Origin of the sequence: Sphingobacterium puteale, from assembly GCF_003627955.1 — a bacterium.
Lineage (GTDB): Bacteria > Bacteroidota > Bacteroidia > Sphingobacteriales > Sphingobacteriaceae > Sphingobacterium > Sphingobacterium puteale.
Genome location: NZ_RBWS01000023.1, coordinates 1 through 21,696, shown reverse-complemented (window position 1 = coordinate 21,696; position 21,696 = coordinate 1). Strand labels below are relative to the sequence as shown.

The following is a 21,696-nucleotide window of genomic DNA, read 5'->3' as shown; positions in this document are numbered from 1 at the left end:
ATCGTATAAAAACGGAAAATATGAAACGGATTATTGTTGCTACAGACTATGCTGAAGAGGCAGAACATGCCCTAAAGTTTATACTCGAAGTTTTCGCTGGTAAAAAATATGAGATCATCTTGTTCTCACTGCAGAACCCCTCGATACATGCGATGAACGCACGTCTTTCTCCCGATTCCATGTTCAAAATTTTTGAACATCAAAACAAGATTTTAACCCATAAAGCGGAGGGTATCACGCGGCAAAGCGGGGTGCCTGCTGTTCCTTATCTGGCAACGGGTTTATTCTACGATCAGATTACAAAATGCATTCAGGAGACAGGTGCCGACCTATTGGTCATGGGTATGGCCAAACGCTCGTTTGACCAGGATATGTTGGGTAATACAACTACGTCGGCCATTAGTAAACTAAAAATTCCTATTCTATCTGTTCCGCTTGGAGCACAATTTAGTGGGCTTAAGCATATCCTCTTCGCCTGCGACATCGTACGCGGAGTGCAAAAAGAAATTCTTGAAAAGGTGAAAGATTTCGCAACTGACTTTAATGCCGTATTGGAAGTGCTTAATATCCGTAAAACCGTTGAGCAGCTAAATGAAGAAAAGGGAAATGAAACCCGAGCGGCAATCGGAGACGTCATGGGCATCGTCAGTTATTATTATAAAAATGTAACGTCTAATGAGGTGGTCAAAGCCATTCGTGATGAGGTTAAAGAAAGTAATACTGATCTTTTGGTCATGATTCCCTATAAATATGGTTTCTGGAATTCACTGACACATCGAAGCAAAACGCGCATGATGGCCTCAGGCCTGGATGTTCCGCTGTTGACCATCTCCATATAATTGGTCAGGTCTTGTGGATTATTTATAGTGTCTATAAAACTTGTTGTTGAAGAGTTCCGACGGGTCGTATTTTGTTTTAGTTCTGAAAAAACTATCTGCTTGCGGATAGGCTTTTCTCATTTTGTCTTTTGCGATATGTAGGCGATAGGGGAGATAGTATGTCCCCTCGTTTTTAATGGCCGCATCGACCAGAAGATTCGTGAGGCTATACATATCAGCCTCTTGTAGGGCTGTTTTTTTTTGATTGAATAAGAGCACAAAACCAAATACGTCTTCCCGTGCATAATTTAAATAGGCGTCATGGTCCCGATTGACGGCGCGGATGGTAATGTTCAGCAAATCCAGCTCCGATTTTAATAAAATAGGTTTTATGTCCTGAATAAAATTCATGAAATTTCGTTCAGGAATAAAGTATTCGTGGAGCAGATCCGTCGATGTGGTATCTTTGTTTTCGATCAAGGAGACTTGGCTATCCATGATCTCATTTCGGGTAAATGTGATATGCCGTGCAGGAATGGCTGAAGATGTTTCAAGATCCCAGCGGAGCCGCTTTCCATATTCGCTATTGACACTACCCCTAAATATCAGTCTTTTGGTTTCTTCAATTTTCTTTTCCTGTCGGGATAGCTGTATCGGCAGTTCTTCTGTCTGTTCAAAATAATTGAGCGTTGCCTCCGCTAGAAAATGTTTTTTGGAAACGCGTAATCGTCCAAAAACCAGATTTACTTTTGGATTGTCAAGAATATATTTTTTATAATACTTCGTATAATTTTCTGGAGCTAAGTTGACGTAATGATATTTTAGGGACTGATTATCGACAACTTTGAGCTTTACATCGAGTATAATACCAAATAGGCCATATCCACCAAGCACATGATGAAACAGTTCCGTGTTCTCGTCGCGGCTGCAGTGGAGTACCTGACCTTGGGCATTCATTAATGTGAAAGAAAGTACGCTGGAAGCTAAGGGCGGCGAATTCTTTTGCCATCCATGTCCATTGACACTCAGTGATCCACCAACAGAAAATGAACTAAAAGCTTGCATCACTGCAATTGATTTACCATAACGGTCTAAGTAGTGAATGGCATCCGTCCAAAGTGCACCTGATCCGATACTCAGTATATTGTTTACCGTGTCAAGCTGCATGTGGTTATAAGGGAGCATATTGATCACTATACCATCCGGATACATTGTATGCCCGCCCATACTGTGACGGGCTCCGGCCAACGCTATTTTTAACCTCTTGGTATTTGCATAATGCAGAATTTGCCGCAATTGATTTTCAATAGCCGACCTGTCTTTTGGTATAGCAATGATGGTATCGACGCTGGTCAGATTAAGTGCGCTGGCATCATCCACATGCCGCGAAGGAAGGACCCTGTGATTATCGGTTTCTCTCCATTTGGTTTTGAGTAGATGGATAATGGGGAATGCAATAACCACTAAAAGAATAAGCAAGGTTAGAAATGAATAACGTTTGGTTCTTTGGGTTATACGCATGGTCTCCGTTCAATTTAATAATGCGAACGATCGCAAGGATAGTTCACTGCCAAAATAATATAAATTTATTGTTTTTTTTATTCTATTTTTATCCGAAAAGTTATTTAACCGAGTTCTTTAAAAAATCTCAAAAAAAATAATATGCGTTATGGAATTCCGTTGCCTGCTGCATCCCTGTCCAAATTATTACTTGAAAAGATGATAAAGTATACCTCTTTGTGTTTATTTCTCTGTGTTACTCAGATGCTATTTGGTCAGGTACAACATTACGAAGGTAAGATTACAGACGCTGTTGGAAGGCCATTGAAAGATGCAGCGGTGATTCGTGTTGCTGACAATATCGTATCCAGTTTTGCCGAACTGAATACCGGATTACATACACGGAAACTGATACGCACTGATGTCAATGGTGTATTTGGAATGGATCTCAATGATCGTGATAAAATACAGTTATGGAAATATCCAGTTCAGCTACCAACGACTTACCTATTATATGAGTTTCGGTCGGATCCCTTTGCTAAGTCCGGAGGATATCTTGTGGAACTTGTGGCGGCAAGAGAACAGCATACCGATCTGAATTTATTTCCATTGGATACCTCGACGATCGTATCCACAAGACCTGTGGTCTTTAGAAATAAGGGGGGAGCTTATTACAGTATGACGGAGAAAGGAAATCGGATTTACATCCATCAAAATCAAAAACCGGGCTATGGACTGCTTGATATCAATCTGACGCTTGGGGGATCGGTCAGTAAAGCTGATGACCGCGTCAGACTGCAAACTGATTATGTTCAGGGGCGCGCGAAAGACGGACTATTGATTGCCTCGAATGACGTTCCTTATAGCTGGGGACCTTCTGTCGCCCAAATTGACCTGCCTGGTTTTTATAACAACAAAAATGTATATCGCAAAGGCCATCACAGCTCTACCACGTTGGATATGACCTATAATAAAGATGGTGTGGGTAAATTCTATGGTGAAATTGAATATTCCAAGAAGCAGGGCCTCTTTGACCCGAATCGGGCTAAGTTCTGGGGAACGCAGCTGAATTACTCGCGCTATTTTGGCGTTGAACATCATTTTCAGGTACTGAATAAATTCAATCAATCCGATGAAGATATGCCCATGGTAGGCAATAACTACGCCAATGTCCTTATGGGAGCATACCTGTCTCCGGTCAATGTTGACGCTAAAGCACAGCCTACTTCCATTATTTCCGATGTTTATACTAATCCTTGGTATCTGTTCCAAAATAATCGGGACAACCAATTCAACCAGAAATACATAGGCGCACTGAAATATGACTGGGATCATAGCCGATTTTTCTTGGGCGCACAACTCAACTATCAATACCAACAAAATAAACTGAACTATGGTCTGGTAGGAAGCGTGAGCGGAATGAATAGGAATGTATTTGTCAATCGTAGATTAAAAACAAAACTGTTTGACACAAATGTTCAGGGAAAGTACTATCTGGGTGAAAATAAAAAGTTGTATCTACAAGGAAATTTTTGGCACAAAAAACAGTGGATGTCATTGGAAAGATCAAAAACAGATTTTGCTCCGGTTTCATTGGTACATCAATCTTTGGAATTTCAAGCTGGATTGGTAGCAAAAGAATTTGGCGGCTATAATGCCAACTGGAATTTGGACTTGTTACCAAGTATACTGATAAACGACAAGAGTAAAAATAAGACCGCCTTTAATTTTGTTGGTCAGGTGAAAAGGAGGTTTGAATTCGATCTATTTGATTGGGAAAATATTATCAGTAATGTGTGGACAAAATTCGACCTTTCGCACCTTGAGCCCAACCAGATCAATAATGATATACAATTTAGTCTGATGCGATATTCCATCAAGGATTTTCAATCTTTCTTGCCGATGGATGAATTGCTGTTATGGAGCCCTGTGGATAAACTGCAAAGGAAGATCAATTATGAGTTTGGTGCTTCTCTCAAACGAAAGTTTTGGAACCTCGATGGAAGTTTTTATCAGTTTTATGTGAAAAATGGTTATGCGCCGCTGTTGCAAGGCAATCAATATAAACTAAACAACGTAGTCGACTATCAACAAAAAGGATTTCGAATTGCTCTTTCTTCTCAGTTTGGCGTTTATAATAGTAATGTAGTTTGGTCGCCGAGACTGGATTTTCACCGTTATATCAATAAGGTTGACAAAATTCATGTGGCAGCTGATCGTGTCCAAATAGCTGGTATGCAGGAAATCAGTAAAAACTATATTGTCAACCAGCCGATCGGAGTGATAGTGGGAACCGTCTACGAACGTACCTCAGATGGTCAACTCCAGATTGATGGCGATGGCTATCCCATTATGTCCCCTGAGCAAAAGATTCTGGGAAACCCAAATCCCGATTTTTCTTTCATCTTTGGCAATACTTTGCAATATAAAGGATTCCGTTTGGATGTTGATCTCGAATGGAGCAAGGGCGGTAAGGTCTGGAATGGGACACGGCAAACGCTCAATTATATGGGACGCTCAAGGGAAACCGCCACTGAGCGATTGCTGAAAAATCAGTTGTTCCCGGGAATTGATCCACAGGGAAATAAAAATAATAAACGGGTTGATTACTATGATCCGGGCGAAAGCACAGACCTTAATAGGTGGGTGCGCTATGGGATATCGGGAGTCGCTGAAGAGGCTATCGAAGACGCAAGCTACCTACGACTTTCCAAAGTGAATCTTTCACGTAGTTTTGATATATCATGGCACTATCTCCAAAAAATTGACTTAATTCTTTATGCCGAAAATTTGATGTATTGGAGTAAATATAAAGGTAATTTTCCGGGCTCATCCTTGTTGGGACAGAGTAATGCGGTTGGATTGGATTACTTTAACTCACCGTTGATGAAAACTTTTGGTTTTAATGTATTACTGAATTTTTAACCGACTTGCCATGATTATTGATAACTTAAAAATTAAAGAAAATAGATCTGGAGATGAAGGTTTCCTAGCTGATATCACCACTAAAAGAAATGCTGATATTCTTGAAAATAATTCATTGGTATTTAAAATTGCTGATCCAAGACAGATTCAAAAGTATTGCCTTACTTATTTTTTTACAATATTATGTTTGTTATTTGCAATTAATACTTTTGGTCAGATGCAGTCGGTTCGTGCTAAAATGAATGAATATAATGACCTGCTACCTTTGGAACGTATATATACGCATACAAATAAGACTATTTTTACACCGGGAGAAACAGTTTATTTTACTACATATCTATGCAATACGGGTTTCGATGTCTCTAGTAGAAGTGATATTATTATCGTAGACCTAATTGCACCGAATGGACAGGTAGTTCTGCGTAAGCAATTTGCGGCAAATACAATTTATGCGAAAGGAAGCATGAAATTGGGAGGTCAGCTTGCGGGGGGCATCTACAGATTGAAAGTGCAGACTCCTTGGATGACCAATTTTCCAAATCTAGCTTATGAAAAGGAAATCACCATAATGCGTACCAATCCACCGCGTCTCTTCATGCAATTGGAACTGGAAAAGGAATCTTATGGGAAAGGAGAAACCGTTGTAGCGGAATTTGGTATCAAGGACTTGGCGAACCGTCCGATTTCAAATCAAACTTTTGACTATGACGTGAGTATTGGTGGGCAGCTATATCTTTCGAAGGTGGCTAAGACCGATCATTTGGGTAAATACCGAATATCATTTGCATTACCAGAAATTCTGAAAGATAATCATGTAAGTTTGAATGTCCGTTTCGTGCAGCAACAGCTGATTGAGTCAATATCTAAGAATGTCCCTATTGTTTTTGAAGATATCGCTGTTAGTTTTATGCCTGAAGGGGGATATCTTCTAGCAGACTTTTTGAATGTGGTTGCATTTAAAGCTTTGAACCCGGAAGGATTTCCTGCAGATATCGAGGGTGTTGTCTATAATGATGCTGGCGAGGAGATCAGCAAATTTGCCTCCTTTCACCAGGGTATGGGGAAATTCTCATTCGTCCCAGAAAAGGGACGAACCTATTATGCGCAATTGAAAAAGCCATATCCGACAACAGAAAGGATGGCATTGCCTACAGTAAAAAATAACGGTGTAAAGGTGCAGCTGAAAGAACAGACAAAAGATGTTCTGCGATTGGAAGTCATCAGTAGCATGGACAGTCGGGTGAGCTATTTTATCCGAAAGGAAGATAAAATCTTCGGCACTGAAGAGATTGCGGTGACCAAAGGTACAAATTCTCTTACTGTACCAAAAGCTGGTTTGCCGCAAGGGGTGCTGAGTATATCTATTTTACAGGGAGGACAAATTCTGAGTGAGCGATTATTTTTTAATGCAGTAGAGGATGGTTTGCAGATTCATGTAACAAGCGATAAAGCGATCTATAAGACGCGGGAGGATGTGAAGTTGACGATTGAGACACGGGATGCGAAGGGAAAATCTATTCCGGCCGCGTTATCTTTGAGTGTTGTTGATGATAAGGTTTTAAGCTATTTGAATGATAAACAGCATCATATCCTCTCTTGGATGTGGCTGGGTACTGCAGTGCAGGGCGATATCTATCAACCCGCATTCTATTTTGATCCAACCAAGGACAAACGTACGCGAGCCCTCGATATGCTTTTGCTGACACAGGGCTGGCGAAATTATCAATGGGATAAGGTGTTGAGCAACGATGAACTTTTGGTGGTAAAAAATCAACCGAATAATATGTTCAGGGGTGTAATTTATAAGCAGGTAAACGGACAAAATACTCCGTATTCCTCAAAAATCTACGTAGTAGCAGATAGTTTGCTATATACTGTAATGCCTGATAAAAACGGATGTTTTTCGATCCGGACTATCCCTACTACGTTATGGCGAATCTACGTACCGACTCATCGAAAAAATGAATTGTATTATGTTTCCACATTTCAGAGTGAATCTCCTGCTAACTTACCTACAAGGGAAAAGAGACGTTTAACCGATTCTGTTTCAGTACAGATTGAGACGAATTTGCCTATCAAACTTGTCAACGATGAAACGGCTATCCCGCCGAAATTGGAAATGGCGTCTCCACGATTTAATCAAGAATCGAATTTAGAAGAAGTGGTTGTGATCAGCTATGGAACAGAGCGGAAGACCGCAGTGACTGGGTCAGTGGCCACAATCAGCCGCGAAGAGCTCTATTCACAGGTGAACTTAATCTCTGCTTTATCGGGTAAGGTGGCCGGTATTAGTGTCAGTCCCTCGGGTGAGCGGTCCAATGCACCTGTTGTTATTCGTGGGATCAGCTCCATCGGCGGCACCGGTGGACCTCTTTTCGTAGTGGATGGGGTAGCTTATAACGAGGCCAATATAGCATATTTTGCCGGTTTTCCGCCTGACTTGATCGAAAGTATCAGTATCGTAAAAGATGCTTCGGCCATGGCGCTGTATGGTTCACGTGGTGCCAACGGTGTTATCGTGATTACGACCAAAGGCGGAAAAGGAATGGAAGGTGATGCCTTCAATTTGTTTGGCAAAGGCCATCTTGTGGGAAATCAAAAATATCTGACTTTGAATACGGTATATCCAAAGGTTCGTTTTGATCAGCCACAAGAATTTTATGTGCCGAAGTACCAAAATAAACAGGCCTTGATCAAAGACGATTTTAGGGATAATATCTATTGGAATTATCATATTGAGACTGACGCTCAAGGATATGCCCAAGTTACTTTTTCCAATGCTGATGAAAATACTTCTTATCGGATCATAACGGAAGGGATTGGTAAAAATGGTCTAATAGGACGTAGTCAACAGACAACATATCAAGTGAAAGACGAAATTGGCTTAGACGTCAAATTGCCTTTGTATGCTTCTCAGGGAGATTTGATCAATGCGCAATTATTGGTTGATAATACAAGACGGCAACCTGTATCAATCCGTAGTCAGGTCGACCTGATAGGGGACAACCTTGAATGGAAATCTGAGGGGAATAATCTGAAAATTGGCGCACAGGAGCAAAGTCAGGTGCGTGTACCACTTGAAGTAAGGCACCCGTCGAATGAAAAAGACAAGATACGTTTTTCTATCCGTACTGATTCCACGGTATTGGGAATTATAAAGGATATTAAATTATTTGACAAAGGTTTCCCTGTAGAATTCGGTCATTCAACATCCAAATACTTAGCACATGAATTTGAACTGAAAAACACTATGGTGGGTTCACAACGGCTTTCGGTGGAGCTATACCTTAATCCATTGAAGCAGATTACGCAGGGATTGAAACGCATTGTCCGCGAACCATACGGTTGTTTCGAACAGGTGTCTTCGTCAGTCTATCCCAATATATATGCGCTTTCTCTCCTTCAGCAACTTAGGGGAGATGAATCCTTGCAACGCAAAACACAAGAATTTTTGACCAGTGGTTATAAAAAATTGGCGGCCTACGAAATCAAAGGAGGAGGCTTTGATTGGTATGGAAAACCGCCGGCACATGAGGTGCTTTCAGCTTTTGGTTTAATTGAATTTATAGAAATGAAGCCATTTATCGCTGTAGATCAAAAGATGATCGAACGTACTCAGAATTGGCTTTTATCAAAAAAAGATGGTCGGGGAGGATACCATCAAGGAGCAGGACGGTACACTTTTTCCGGGAATCGCGAATCTATAAATAATGCTTATATCACTTATGCATTAAGCGTTGCAGGTGAAAGGGCGGAAATCGAGCTGGAGTTTCAAAAGGCTTATCAGGAAGTCCTGGGGACAAAAGATCCTTATCGTATGGCAATAGTTGCGCTTACAGCAAAGAATCTCAATAAATTGGAGCAATTGGAGAGCCTGAAGTTACGCCTAAAGGAGATTCTTCCTATGGTAATTGAAGATAAGAAAGGCTTAGCAGAAGGAAGCATTACGAATTCGGATGGACGTTCGCTGCGAAATGAAACGCTGGCTTGGATCGCACTTGTTTTCCAATTGGAAAACAAAGCATCTCCGGAATTGACAGCCTGTATGGAGGCACTTGTAAAATCTGCTGATCAGGGCTACTATGGTTCAACCCAGGCAACGGGACTCGCCTTAAAAGCTGCAACAGGATATTATCAACTGTTTGATCGGGATATGCGGGTGAAAAAAGGGAAAAAGATGGAACTATGGCTGGACGGGCAACTACTGATCCGTGACACCACTCTCGTGGCTGACTCGCTGAGCAGAATGTTTTTGACGGAGCTGCCTGCAGGAAAACATAAAATCTCCATGCGCCTGGAAAACCTGGATTATGCTGTAGCTTCCTACCGATTTAATTATTTGACACTGGAACCGCCAAGTGCAAAAGATAGGACACTGGATCTGTCAACATCTTTATCCAGCAATCGTGTTCGTCTGGGTGACAATACGGTACTCAAGGTGCGGTTACACAATAAGCGGGGTAGGGCACAGGCAATGCCATTAGCGAAGGTCGGTATCCCAGGAGGATTAACTCCCGAGCCTCAACAATTAAGGGATTTAATGGAGAAAGGCTTCGTAGACTACTACGAAATTTTTGAAAATTACCTGGTGTTATATTGGCGGGGAATTGATGCAAATGAAACGAAAGAACTGTCTATAGATTTAAAAGCCCAAGTGCCAGGGAGATACCAAGGCGCCGCATCTTCGGGCTATTTATATTATACCGAAGAGCTAAAAGATTGGCAAGAAGGATTGAAGGTCGAGATTGAATAGTCTACTAAATTATTGGTACAATCGGAATAAAACAAAGCCTGTCAATATACTTTTGACAGGCTTTGTTTGTATCCTATAGCTGTTTTTATTGGATAAGGGGCAAAATTTTGTTCCAGATCTGCTGATAGATTTTATCATCCTGGACAAGGCCTTTGTCATCGTAGTAATAATTTCCGGAATTACCGCTTCCGGCTTGAAGGCGTTCGAACAGAAATATATTGAGAATGATTTTGGACCTTCGATCTGGGAGCGGGACAACTAGAAAATTGAAGATTCTTTTATCACCATCACGACCAAATATTGATTTGCTTTTAAGAGATACACTGGTTTTAATAAAACCTGAAGAACGGTCTAATTGAGCAATATAGTAACCGCTTTCTTGAAGTGCTTGTACGACTTTTGTATAGGCGGAATCTGCGGAAAGTGTGATGGTCTTTATCCGTTCTGGATCTTGTGCAGTTGCAACATTGATCCAAAATAACATAGAAAGGGTGAATATCAGCATTAATTGTAGTCGTTGAGTCATAGTTGTAAATTAAAAGTGTAAAATCATTACCTAAAGCTAATGATTTTTCTCTTGAAGGCCAATTGTATGACTTAACTTACCCGTTTACCCATTATTTTTAGACTCCGTTCCACATGATCTAGCGTAGCGATATTGGGAAGGTTCGCCCATTCTTGGAAGCCCATTTTTTCAAAAAGTGTGATGCTCGGGACGTTGTGGGCAAAGATGAAGCCCAACAAGGTATGTATCCCCAACGCTGGAGCCTGCTTTATGCAGTACTGAAGGATTTGTTTACCCAGTCCACGGCCCCTTTGCTGTTCATCCAGGTAAATGCTGATCTCTACTGTGGCATCGTAGGCCGGCCGGCCGTAGAACGACTGAAAACTCACCCAGCCTAGGATATTGCTATTTTCGTCCTCGACCAACCAAAGCGGTCTTTTTGACGGACTATGTTCATCAAACCATTTTTGTCTGCTTTCTACGGACACTGGACTGGTGTCAGCCGTGACCATCCTGGATGCAATGGTGGTGTTGTATATCGCGACAATAAGGGGTAAATCCGCCTGTCTGGCGTCCCGAAATATTAACTGGCTCATGTTAAATGCTGTTTTAGAACTAAAGTCAAAAATATAAGTTTTACCATATAGTTGATGCTTTTTGTCAAAGTTTTTCCTACAGAAGAAGTTTCATATACGCTATTAAAAAGCAAGTTTTTTTTTGTTGATCAACAGCCAAGGTTACGCTGACTTCAAGGTTTTAATAAATAGTGCCGTCTCCCGGGGTGAATGCTTGATAGTGGAATCAATATTCCGGTATAAAAGCTTAATAAAGCAACTATGTTCTTATAAGATCAGTTTTTAAGAGCAAAAATTGCACTAATCTGAACATTTTTTTCTCTTGAATACGACCTAATTTTCTCATCTTAGGGTAAGCAAACAGCAGCTTTGTTTGCCGGATATAAACCTTACAACAAGAAAAATCAGGTATGCCTAGTTTTTGAGGACTATATCTCGTGTTTTTAGTTCTATGGAGCTGCCGGATACAGTGGGGGGGATGCTTGGAACCGAGTGTTTGGCGGGTATGAAAGCTGATTTCTTGGGATTTATCGATAGCATTATGGATCAACAACAACCTAAACAATCAATTCGAATCCGTTCAATGGATGTCATGCGTGGTATGACCCTATTTCTGATGTTATTTGTCAACGATATATTCGCTCCCGGTGTCCCCAAGTGGATGCTGCATACGGAAGCGGATGTCGATGGCATGGGATTGGCAGATTGGGTTTTTCCGGGATTCCTTTTCATGGTGGGAATGGCTGTACCTTATGCCGTGGCCGCACGGGAAAAGATGGGCGAGTCCATGGGGCTTATCTTTTTTCATATTGTCTCCCGTACCTTGAGTTTGATCCTTATCGGTGTATTGATTCTGAACGGAGGCCGTGTGGATGCGATATTGACAGGAATGTCCAGCTTTCTGTGGTTGGGTTTGTTGTACCTCTGTATATTTCTGGTCTGGAATAGGTATCCTACTACATCCGGTAATCAGGCCCTATTTAAAGGGATGCGTCTGCTTGGGGTTCTGGGAATCTGTTATTTGGCTTATTGCTTTAAAGCTGCAGAGGGTAAAGGCTTGGAGATCGGTTGGTGGGGAATCTTGGGCTTGATCGGCTGGGGTTATTTTGCTGCTGCCACTACTTTTGTGTTAAGTCGGGGAAGGCTCTCCATTGTAGGATGCTTTTGGCTGCTGTTTCTTGTCCTGAATATCCTGTCTCAAACAGCATTCAAATTGCATATTCCGATCATTGGAGACTACTTAGGGGTGCTGTTATCAGGGAATGTACCTTGTATTGTATTGGCTGGAACAATCATTGGCATATTAATCAAACGGTATGCTGCTACACCGAAGTTGCTTTTACGTTGGATGCTGATTATTGGAATACTATGGTTAGTGGGCGGGTTTGCACTGCGTCCCTGGTTTATATTATCCAAAATTCACGGCACGCCAAGTTGGGCATTGCTCTGTTGTGGTATCAGCCTGCTCTTACTGCTTGTTATCTACTATGTAATAGATATTCGGAAATACCATAAAGGAATATTCGTCTTCGAGGAGGCCGGAAAGAATTCTTTGACGACCTATCTCGCACCGGATTTAATTTATTTCATCTGTTGGGGATTGCAGATTCCTTTGTTTTTCTATAAACAATCGGATAATATGCTCCTTGCTGTTGGTGGTTCACTGCTATGGGCTTTCGCTATGCTGTGGTATGCTATTTTATTGAAAAAGATAAATATCTATTTAAAACTTTAATAGAAGACGGATCGTTGTACGCTTACTATATGGCTAAATAGAGAACGAAATTTAGTCAAGCGACTCAGAATCGGTTCAGTTTAATTTGAATCTTTAATATTATGATGTGTATGAAATCTAAAAACAGTATAAATCCCCTCGAGTTAATAACCCTTGGCTTTACAGCGATAGCTTTATTGGCAATGATTATTTGTCCCCAAAAGAGCTGTGCATTTGAAAAAAATAAAAAAGTGGTAATTGCTTATGTGACTTCCTGGTCAAGCGTGATACCGGATCCGACGTACCTGACACATATCAATTATGCTTTTGGGCATGTCAATGACAGTTTTGATGGAGTGCGTATCGACAATGAAGCCAGATTACAAAGTATTATAGCGCTGAAGAAAAAGCATCCACACTTGAAAGTCTTGTTATCCATTGGTGGTTGGGGAAGTGGTCGCTTTAGTGAGATGGCTGCTGATGTCGTTAACCGGAAAAAATTTGCTGCGGATTGCGCGCGTGTTGTGAAAGTATTTAAACTTGACGGCATTGATATTGACTGGGAATACCCGACCAACCCTTCTGCCGGTATTTCCGCGACGGAATCGGATACCGAGAATTATACGTTACTAATGCGGGATATTCGTAAGGCTATCGGAAGAAAAAAACTATTGACACTAGCCTCTGTATCAAGTGGTCAGTATATCGCATTCGACCAGATTAAAAACGACGTGGATTTTGTGAATATCATGACTTATGATTCAGGAAATCCCCCTTATCATCATGCGAGTCTGCATCGTTCACCTTTATCAGGGCGCACGACCTGTGCTGAAGCGGTGAAGGCGCATATCGCAGGCGGCATGCCCGCTGAAAAGCTGGTGCTCGGTATCCCATTTTACGGACGTGGAAATAAAACGGATATCAAAGATTTTATAGACTATAAGGATCTCCTGAATTTGCAGGGCTTTGAACAGAAATGGGACGATGAAGCGAAGGCACATTATCTGGTCAATGCAGAGGGAACATTGATATTGACTTTTGAGACACCCAAATCCATTTCCTTGAAATGCGATTATGTGCATGAGCAGGGTTTACTGGGAGCGATGTATTGGGAATATGCCGGTGATACCGAGGCGGGCGTACTGCGAGATGCGGTATATAAGGGAATTATACGTTGATAAAAGGCGTTCCAATAGAAAGGATTTCAAAAGAACGTGGAAAACCGAAATTACTGACCTATTGATAGGCTTCATAGTTGAAGGTGCAGTAATTTCGGTTATGGAATTGACTTCTAGCGTGTACGTTATTGTGATGACGATTAGAAAGCTGTCCATTTTTGACTGGACTGTCCAGAAGCTATTACCGTTTCGATAAATTTCATGCCCCTAGTTCCATCTGCAACGGTAGGGAAATCCAGCATGGCCTCCGAGGGACTGGTACCGTTTATCTTTGCGCGAACAGCGGCTGAAAAATTTCTGTAAATATTGGCAAACGCTTCGATGTAACCTTCGGGATGTCCGGCCGGTAAGCGAGTGTTGTGCTGGGCGAGGGGGGAAAGGTATTGCTGTCCGGCACGGAATATTTGTGCCGGTTCGTTAAGCCATTTCAATAGTAGGGTGTTGGGATCCTGTTGATTCCATTCAAGACCAGCTTTCTCGCCGTATATTCTTATTTTTAAAGCATTTTCTTCGCCTGCCGCTACCTGTGAAGCCGAGAGTACACCTGTTGCATTATTTTCAAACCCCAGGAGGACATTTCCGTCATCTTCTAATCGTCTTCCCGCCACGAAAGTTCGGAGATCGGCACATACCCGGGTTATTTTTAAACCGGAAATATATTCAGCCAAATGGGCAGCGTGTGTTCCAATATCACCCATGCAACTGCTCAATCCACCTCTTTCGGGATCTGTTCTCCAGGCCGCCAGTGGCGATTCGGTCTCGATCAATGTGCTGAGCCAGCCCTGTGGATATTCGACCATGATTTTACGGATATTGCCGAGCTTGCCTTCGCGAACCAGCTGACGTGCCTGTTTGATCATAGGATATGCCGAATAGGTGTAAGTCACGCAAAGTAGCAGCCCTGTTTCGTTGACCTTCTGCTCTAATAACTCCGCTTCGTTTAGCGTGAACGTCATGGGTTTTTCCAATAGGACATGAAATCCATGTTCGAGGGCGAGCATCGCTGGCTCAAAATGGGCAACGTTTGGGGTTACTATGCTTACAAAATGCATCCGTTCGTGAGATGGTAGCTGACTTTCACGCAGGATCATTTCCCGAAAATTTGGATAGATTCGATCCGTAGGGAGCGAAAGCAGTTCTCCGGACTCCCGTGCTTTAACAGGATCCGAACTTAATGCGCCACAACATAGTTCGATCTGTCCATCTATACCTGCTGCCATGCGGTGTACGGCACCAATAAAAGCATTTTTGCCACCCCCCACCATGCCCATCCTGATTTTTCTGATTTCCATAATAACTGTATTTTAGGTTTTTAATGGTCTGATAAACCTATCAATTTTCGATTCAGGTTGTCATCAGGACCAGCAGAAGCAAAGTCGTCGAATGCGTGATCACTTACCCGAATAATGTAATCCTTGATATGTTGTGCACCTTCACGGGCCCCATCTTCGGAGTTTTTAAAGGCACACTCCCATTCCAGGACTGCCCAGCCCTGAAAATCATATTGCGTCAGCTTGGTAAAGATCGCCTTAAAATTGACCTGCCCATCGCCAATGGAACGAAAACGTCCAGCCCGTGCTTGCCAATTTTGATAACCACCATATACACCTTGACGGCCGGATGGATTGAATTCAGCATCTTTTACATGGAACATTTTGATCCGCTCGTGATAGATGTCAATGAATTGCAGGTAGTCAAGGCATTGCAGTACAAAATGTGAGGGATCGTACAGGATATTTGCCCGTTTATGATAATTGACTTTTGCCAAGAACATGTCGAAGGTGACGCCATCGTGCAGATCTTCACCCGGATGGAGTTCATAGCAGAGATCCACATCGTATTGTTCGCAGGCATCCAATATGGGGAGCCACATTTTGGCGAGTGCCGTGAATCCTGTTTCCACCAGATTCTCCGGACGTTGCGGCCAAGGATAAACGTAAGGCCAAAGAAATGCGCCGCTAAACGTTGCTAGGGCCTTCAGTCCGAGGTTATGGGAAGCTTTGATCGCATAGTGGAGCTGTTGTACCGCCCATTGCTGCCGCTCTTTGGGATTATTATGTAGTTCTGACGGTGCGAACGAGTCAAATAACGGGTCAAAAGAGGGGTTTACAGCAATTAGCTGCCCTTGGAGGTGCGTGGATAGTTCGGTGATCTCCAAGCCGTAGGATTGTACAGTAGTTTTGAGCCGCAATGCATAGTCTTTATCTTCCGCGGCTCTTTGGAGATTGATCAATCGAGCATCCCAGGTAGGTATCTGGATACCTTTGTAACCGATCGAGGCAGCCCATTCACAGATGCCTTCCAGGGTATTGAACGGTGCGTTGTCGCTGGCAAATTGCGCTAAAAAAATAGCAGGTCCTTTAATTGTTGTCATAGATATTTTTTACGTAAATAAGATTGCCCATAGGGATGGCCTTATAGTTTTCTGTTCGTTGTTTTAAGCCCAGGCTTTATCTCCTTTTTCATAGGGAACATCCCCTTCATATCGGCCCGGAACCTGATTATAACGGAGTGCCTGTTTATAACCAATTTCCGAAGAGAAATAGCCAAGGAGTGTCAACTGCTTAAACATGGTGTAATAATGATTGGGTGCCGCTCCTTTTTTTTGTGCATACTCTTTTGCTTCTTTGTCTATAGCTGTTAGTAGGGCAAGCCGCTGCTCGGCTGTAGCTTCCAAGAATCCCAGATGATGCATTTTTTTACAGGCCGCCTCCAATTTTTCCATCCCATCAATAAATATTTCCTGATCTGGGGCCTCGTAGCAGTCATTCACCATGACAGTCATAAAAGAGCCGACTTTAGCTGCTTTGGCTCCCGGGCTTTTTTGCGTGGTGGGGAGTATGGTGTCTGCCACCTCATCCAAAAATACGATTTGTTTTGGAGTTAACTTGAGGCGTTCCCTAAGGTCGCGTTCTTTGCTGGAGCTACAGCCCGTCAGAAAAGCATCGCCGCCAATTACGGCTCCGCCCGTAAGTAAGGCGATCATCTTTAAAAGTGTTCTTCTTTCCATTGGCTTAACTGTTGATTTTCTTGAGCTCACTGACGGCATGATCTACCGCCCTTGCTGTCAGTGCCATATAAGTCAGTGAAGGATTTTGGCAACCGGAGGAAGTCATGCAGGCGCCATCAGTGACATATACATTGAGACAATCCCATACTTGATTCCATTTGTTGAGTACTGAGGTTTTGGGATCCAGCCCCATTCTTGCGGTTCCCATTTCGTGGATGCCATGCCCCATGGCGTGGCCATTATCCCAGGTGTTCACATTTTTTATTCCCGCAATGGCAAGCATGGCTTTCATTTCTTCCTGCATATCTTTCCGCATCTTCAGTTCATTCTCTTTCAGCTCCGCATCCATGGCCAGTACCGGTAATCCCCATTTATCCTTTCGCTCTTTGTCCAGTGCGATTTTATTATCGTGGTAAGGGAGTATCTCGCCGAAAGCGGTAGCGCCGATGGTCCACTGACCGGGTTCGGTGAGCGCATCTTTGAAATCACCGCCAATATTGAGTTCGGCAATCTCTCTGCCCCAACCTTCACGACTGGCGCTACCTTGGTAACCGAAACCACGTAGGTAGTCTCTTTTGTCGTTACCTATATTGACAAATCGGGGAATATAAAAGCCATTGGCTCTTTTACCGAATATATACCTGTCTTCGTAACCTTCCACGATTCCGGAAGCACCGATGTTGTAATGATGGTCCATCACATTATGTCCTAGTTCCCCGCTGCTGCTACCCAAACCATCTGGCCAGATGTCTGTTGCGGAGTTGAATAAAATCCATGTGCTGTTGAGAGCCGATGCGCACAGAAAGACCACTTTACTTTTGAATTCATAAGTTTGGTTGTTCTCGGTGTCCAACACCTCTACGCCGCTAGCCTTTTTGGTATTTTTATCATAGATGACTTGCCGAACCAGCGAGTAGGGCCGGACGGTCAGGTTGCCGGTTTTCATTGCAGCTGGTAGGGTAGAGGACTGTGTGCTAAAATATCCGCCAAAAGGACAGCCTTCCCAGCATCGGTTTCTAAATTGACATTTTGATCGCCCCGGAATCAGGGCTGTCAGGTTTGCGGTTCGTCCGATGATCAGGTGTCGTTTGTCTCCATATTCTCGTTTAATACGTTTGGCTACGTCCTTTTCGACGCAGTTCAGCTCCATTGGGGGAAGAAACTGTCCGTCGGGCAAGTGTGCGATATTTTCTATGGATCCGCTGATACCGGCAAATTTTTCAACATGGTCATACCAAGGGGCAATATCATTATAGCCAATGGGCCAAGATACAGCGATTCCATCCCTTTCATTGGCTTCAAAGTCCATTTGGCTAAACCTATAGGACTGCCGGCCCCATAAAGTAGAGCGCCCGCCCATGCGGTAGCTACGCCACCAGGTAAAAGGTTTCAATTCGGTATAAGGACAGTCCTCCTCATTCACCCAACCGTCCATGACGGCCTCTGAGGCGGCCCAGCCACGATGGATAACTGGATACTTCTTTTTCTGTTCTGTAGTTGTACGTCCGCGGTGCGGGAGATCCCATGGTTCGCGTAAGGCAGATTTATAATCTTTGACATGTTCGTAGGGGCCGCCACGTTCCAGCATCAGGACCTTTAATCCCTTTTCACAAAGCTCTTTTGCGGCCCATCCACCACTGATGCCGGAGCCTACGACGATGGCATCATACGTATTAGCTTCCATGGTTGATTATTATTGAGGTTGAGTTCATAATTTTATTTTGGTTTATTTTTTATGCGATAGCCGCATACGATTTACATGTGGTTCCCTTGTCCTACGATAAATTTACAGTATCCACCGAGCATCTTTCAACTGCTATTTGACTGAAAAAATATGTTATCTTGCTATTTTTCGCCTTTATAATCGTATATTATGTGTTCAGATAGCAGATGTATTCGCTAGTAAGATTTTTAGAATGAAAACACTGATCCAGAAAATACACGTTGAAGAACAATACTCTTTTGCCTGTCGAACGTACCGAACACCGACTTTTGAAACGGCCTGGCATAGGCATCCCGAGTGTGAACTAATTTTGATCACCGAGGGAAACGGTACAGCGCTTATTGGTGATTACATCGGTGATTATAAACAAGGGGACATATTTTTTCTTGGCTCAGACCTGCCGCATTGGTTTCGCAAATCGAAGCAGGACGCGGTCGGGAGTGCTATAGTGGTTCATTTTCTAAAGGATTTTTGGGGAACGGGATTTTTAGCGCTTCCCGAGATGCATGTTATCGCGGGCTTGTTGAAAAATGATAGCACGGGAATCCAGCTTACGGGAGATCTTTCGAAAGAGATCGCCCTTATGATCCGTCAGATTGAAAATACAGAGGGGCTTGAACGTATTCAGCTACTATTAAGCTGTATGGATAGGATCGGGGCATCAGAGGAACAAAAGGTGATCACCATGGCTTTTGATACGATCGCAGGCCGTGAGGAAAACATCGTTATCGAAGCGATAATAGATTATTCCTTCAAGAATTTCTTAAATCCTATTTCCTTGGAGGAGGTAGCCGCCAGTACGAATATGTCAATTTCGGCATTTTGCCGCTTTTTTAAAAAGAACATTAAAAAGAGTTATTTTGGTTTTATAAAGGAGCTCCGGATCGGTCATGCCTGCAAACTGTTGCGAGATACGAACCGGCCGATTTTGGATATCTGTTATGACAGTGGTTATAACAGTTGGGCACATTTCAGCAAACAGTTTAAAGTGGTGACAAAGGTGTCACCCTTAAAGTATAGAAAACAGTTTCGTACGGGATAGTGACTAAAAAAGAAAAGCCATATGCAATGCTGAATATGGCTTTTCAAGTGGAGGTCACGAGAGTTCAATAGAACCTTTAGTGCCTTTATTAGAGTTTATAAAAAGGATAAAAACAGTCAAATAGAATTTATAAAGAAAAATCCAATGTAAAAACAATAATTCAGACCATGATGGAAACACATATTTTGAGTTACGAAAGGGTAATTAGAAAATTTACCATCAAACAGAGAGGAAAATTAGACTTTCAAAATGTTAAATTTTGTACAGTTTTAATATATTTGATTACTATTGAAACCGTACTTTAGAAATCTGTAAAATTGACCAATTTAGTTCTAATAGTTGGAAAAGAAATCTTAGAATAATTTATGTCGGTAATACATAAACTGACTAAAAACATTTAAATTTACCATTTTGGTGGCTTAAATTAAGCAATTAAATTACGAAATATTAAAGCCCCACCTTTTTGAGACCTTTATGATAAATATGATAATTAAAATAGTGAATAAATGACTAAGAAATTGAAAATATTTAGTGTACTGTTATTGATGATATCGCTGTTTAATAAGGTATATGCACAATCTCCACCGATTTACGATACACTCTCCATTGGTAATATCAAACAGATTGTTTCCTATAGCGGAAGTAAAGATTCACCTATTATTCTTTTCTTGCACGGTGGTCCGGGAAGCTCTAGGATGAAACAGGCAGACATTTTTTCGAACACCCTTCAAAAGCATTTCCTAGTCGTTCAATGGGATCAGCGAGGTGCGGGCAGAACTGAGGTCTTGAATAAATCATTAGTACCGATAACGCTAGACCTAATGGAAAATGATACATTTGAACTAATCAAAATGCTTCTAAAAAGATTCAATCAGAAGAAATTGTATCTCGTTGGGGAATCGTGGGGAACTGTTCTTGGCTTCAAAATGGTAGAAAAACATCCTGAACTTTTAAATGCCTATCTCGCCTTCAGCCCAGTGGTCAACCAAACAGAAAGTGAACAAATCCTGCTGGAAAATTTAAAACGGAACGCCAAAATGAAACATAATCAGACAGCTCAGAAAGAACTGAATACCATTAAAATTCCATTTAACAGTTACGAAGATATGTACTATTCAAGGAAATGGATGTTAAGCTATGATGGACATGAAGTCGCAGAAAAAGACCTACCGCTGCTCAAGCAATACATGGAAGATTGGTCTAAAACTTGGTTGCCAACATGGAAAGAAGTAATGAAACGGAATCTTTTTGTACAATTACCAACGGTTAAATGTCCAGTATACTTTTTTTTGGGAGAAAAAGATCTACAGACCAACTGCAATATTGCAACGGAGTACTATGAAGTTTTAATAACACCTAAAAAGAAAATATATACTTTTAAGGATGCAGGACATTCTGTATTAGTCGATGAGGCAGTCCAAATTCAAAAAATAATTATTGATGAAATTTTAAACAACGGGAATAATGGGGACTCTTAACTAAATTGGACATATTGCTCTAAATCCTGCTTAAAGATCTCTGTATACAAATGTGAAGCAGAAAGCTTGCCTTCGAGAGCTTTAAATTAGAAACGTCCAATCCTAGCTGTTAGGAGAATGGGCTTTTAAATAGCAATAAAGTAGTTTTGTTTAATTTTCTATTCCATTTCCTGAAAGCCTAAATAGTAAATCCCAAAAGAGAAAGCGAACTCTGGAAAAAAGGGGGAAGAGATGCTACAAACCTCATTTTTTGCGTCATTGATGATTAAAGACTAAATAATTTTGTTAAAATTTTCGAACTCTAAATGAACACGCTTTAATGGGATCATACCGAAAGTTTGGGGGGTACAATTTTTTAAGCATACAATTTCATTACTCTATATAGGAAGAATGTGGTATCCCTTACGCCACGAAAGACACTCCTGAAAGCTTTGAGCTTTGCATTGAAAGACTCTGCTGAAGCATTGGTACTTCT

14 protein-coding genes are annotated in these 21,696 nt (G+C 41.9%); 7 read left to right on the top strand and 7 right to left on the bottom strand.

Annotation, left to right across the window (positions count from 1 at the left end; all coding sequences use genetic code 11):
• Nucleotides 1-20: 20 nt before the first annotated feature.
• The gene (locus tag D7322_RS23800; protein ID WP_121126696.1) at nt 21-839 is read left to right on the top strand and encodes a universal stress protein; all 819 of its coding nucleotides are present in this window, start codon (nt 21-23) and stop codon (nt 837-839) included.
• Nucleotides 840-857: 18 nt separating this feature from the next.
• Here D7322_RS23800 and D7322_RS23795 read toward each other — a convergent pair whose 3' ends face one another.
• Complete coding sequence (locus D7322_RS23795; protein WP_121126695.1) at nt 858-2,339, bottom strand: FAD-binding oxidoreductase; 1,482 nt, start codon at nt 2,337-2,339, stop codon at nt 858-860.
• 141 nt (nt 2,340-2,480) lie between these two features.
• Between D7322_RS23795 and D7322_RS23790 the strand changes: the two genes are divergently transcribed.
• The gene (locus D7322_RS23790; protein WP_121126694.1) at nt 2,481-5,243 is read left to right on the top strand and encodes a SusC/RagA family TonB-linked outer membrane protein; all 2,763 of its coding nucleotides are present in this window, start codon (nt 2,481-2,483) and stop codon (nt 5,241-5,243) included.
• Between the two features lie 10 nt (nt 5,244-5,253).
• The gene (locus D7322_RS23785) at nt 5,254-9,996 is read left to right on the top strand and encodes a TonB-dependent receptor plug domain-containing protein (protein WP_121126693.1); all 4,743 of its coding nucleotides are present in this window, start codon (nt 5,254-5,256) and stop codon (nt 9,994-9,996) included.
• Between the two features lie 85 nt (nt 9,997-10,081).
• Here the strand turns inward: D7322_RS23785 and D7322_RS23780 are convergent, their stop codons facing one another.
• Nucleotides 10,082-10,522, bottom strand: coding sequence for a hypothetical protein (locus D7322_RS23780; RefSeq protein WP_147430534.1), 441 nt, complete (start codon nt 10,520-10,522; stop codon nt 10,082-10,084).
• Between the two features lie 71 nt (nt 10,523-10,593).
• Nucleotides 10,594-11,097: a GNAT family N-acetyltransferase gene (locus D7322_RS23775; protein ID WP_121126691.1), complete on the bottom strand. Its 504-nt coding sequence runs from the start codon at nt 11,095-11,097 to the stop codon at nt 10,594-10,596.
• A 430-nt stretch (nt 11,098-11,527) separates the two neighbouring features.
• On the opposite strand from D7322_RS23775, the gene D7322_RS23770 reads away from it, so the two are divergent.
• Both D7322_RS23770 and D7322_RS23765 read left to right on the top strand, forming a co-directional pair.
• A complete protein-coding gene (locus tag D7322_RS23770) occupies nt 11,528-12,811 on the top strand; it encodes a DUF5009 domain-containing protein (RefSeq protein ID WP_245971442.1) in 1,284 nt (427 codons plus the stop codon).
• A gap of 110 nt (nt 12,812-12,921) precedes the next feature.
• Complete coding sequence (locus D7322_RS23765; RefSeq protein ID WP_220700161.1) at nt 12,922-13,968, top strand: glycoside hydrolase family 18 protein; 1,047 nt, start codon at nt 12,922-12,924, stop codon at nt 13,966-13,968.
• A gap of 140 nt (nt 13,969-14,108) precedes the next feature.
• Here the strand turns inward: D7322_RS23765 and D7322_RS23760 are convergent, their stop codons facing one another.
• The 4 genes from D7322_RS23760 to D7322_RS23745 form a co-directional block, all read right to left on the bottom strand.
• Nucleotides 14,109-15,260 (bottom strand): Gfo/Idh/MocA family protein, encoded by a 1,152-nt coding sequence (locus D7322_RS23760; RefSeq protein WP_121126690.1) that lies wholly within the window; start codon nt 15,258-15,260, stop codon nt 14,109-14,111.
• A gap of 20 nt (nt 15,261-15,280) precedes the next feature.
• Nucleotides 15,281-16,342 carry a sugar phosphate isomerase/epimerase family protein gene (locus tag D7322_RS23755; RefSeq protein WP_121126689.1) on the bottom strand — a complete coding sequence of 354 codons (1,062 nt, stop codon included), beginning with the start codon at nt 16,340-16,342 and terminating at the stop codon, nt 15,281-15,283.
• A 63-nt stretch (nt 16,343-16,405) separates the two neighbouring features.
• Nucleotides 16,406-16,978 (bottom strand): gluconate 2-dehydrogenase subunit 3 family protein, encoded by a 573-nt coding sequence (locus D7322_RS23750; protein WP_121126688.1) that lies wholly within the window; start codon nt 16,976-16,978, stop codon nt 16,406-16,408.
• Between the two features lie 4 nt (nt 16,979-16,982).
• Nucleotides 16,983-18,662, bottom strand: a complete 1,680-nt coding sequence (locus tag D7322_RS23745) for a GMC oxidoreductase (protein WP_121126687.1) — start codon at nt 18,660-18,662, stop codon at nt 16,983-16,985.
• Between the two features lie 232 nt (nt 18,663-18,894).
• On the opposite strand from D7322_RS23745, the gene D7322_RS23740 reads away from it, so the two are divergent.
• Together D7322_RS23740 and D7322_RS23735 are read left to right on the top strand one after the other, a co-directional pair.
• Nucleotides 18,895-19,743 carry an AraC family transcriptional regulator gene (locus D7322_RS23740; RefSeq protein WP_121126686.1) on the top strand — a complete coding sequence of 283 codons (849 nt, stop codon included), beginning with the start codon at nt 18,895-18,897 and terminating at the stop codon, nt 19,741-19,743.
• A gap of 506 nt (nt 19,744-20,249) precedes the next feature.
• On the top strand, nt 20,250-21,221 hold the full coding sequence (locus D7322_RS23735) for an alpha/beta fold hydrolase (RefSeq protein ID WP_121126685.1): 972 nt from the start codon (nt 20,250-20,252) through the stop codon (nt 21,219-21,221).
• Nucleotides 21,222-21,696 lie beyond the last annotated feature (475 nt).

Excerpts from the sequence above, each read along its gene's own strand:
- D7322_RS23765 (WP_220700161.1), top strand. The coding sequence starts at position 12,922 with ATGAAATCTAAAAACAGTATAAATCCCCTCGAGTTAATAACCCTTGGC.
- D7322_RS23775 (WP_121126691.1), bottom strand. The coding sequence starts at position 11,097 with ATGAGCCAGTTAATATTTCGGGACGCCAGACAGGCGGATTTACCCCTT.
- D7322_RS23750 (WP_121126688.1), bottom strand. The coding sequence starts at position 16,978 with ATGGAAAGAAGAACACTTTTAAAGATGATCGCCTTACTTACGGGCGGA.
- D7322_RS23735 (WP_121126685.1), top strand. The coding sequence starts at position 20,250 with ATGACTAAGAAATTGAAAATATTTAGTGTACTGTTATTGATGATATCG.
- D7322_RS23785 (WP_121126693.1), top strand. The coding sequence starts at position 5,254 with ATGATTATTGATAACTTAAAAATTAAAGAAAATAGATCTGGAGATGAA.
- D7322_RS23760 (WP_121126690.1), bottom strand. The coding sequence starts at position 15,260 with ATGGAAATCAGAAAAATCAGGATGGGCATGGTGGGGGGTGGCAAAAAT.
- D7322_RS23740 (WP_121126686.1), top strand. The coding sequence starts at position 18,895 with ATGAAAACACTGATCCAGAAAATACACGTTGAAGAACAATACTCTTTT.
- D7322_RS23795 (WP_121126695.1), bottom strand. The coding sequence starts at position 2,339 with ATGCGTATAACCCAAAGAACCAAACGTTATTCATTTCTAACCTTGCTT.
- D7322_RS23800 (WP_121126696.1), top strand. The coding sequence starts at position 21 with ATGAAACGGATTATTGTTGCTACAGACTATGCTGAAGAGGCAGAACAT.
- D7322_RS23780 (WP_147430534.1), bottom strand. The coding sequence starts at position 10,522 with ATGACTCAACGACTACAATTAATGCTGATATTCACCCTTTCTATGTTA.
- D7322_RS23745 (WP_121126687.1), bottom strand. The coding sequence starts at position 18,662 with ATGGAAGCTAATACGTATGATGCCATCGTCGTAGGCTCCGGCATCAGT.
- D7322_RS23755 (WP_121126689.1), bottom strand. The coding sequence starts at position 16,342 with ATGACAACAATTAAAGGACCTGCTATTTTTTTAGCGCAATTTGCCAGC.
- D7322_RS23790 (WP_121126694.1), top strand. The coding sequence starts at position 2,481 with ATGCGTTATGGAATTCCGTTGCCTGCTGCATCCCTGTCCAAATTATTA.
- D7322_RS23770 (WP_245971442.1), top strand. The coding sequence starts at position 11,528 with ATGGAGCTGCCGGATACAGTGGGGGGGATGCTTGGAACCGAGTGTTTG.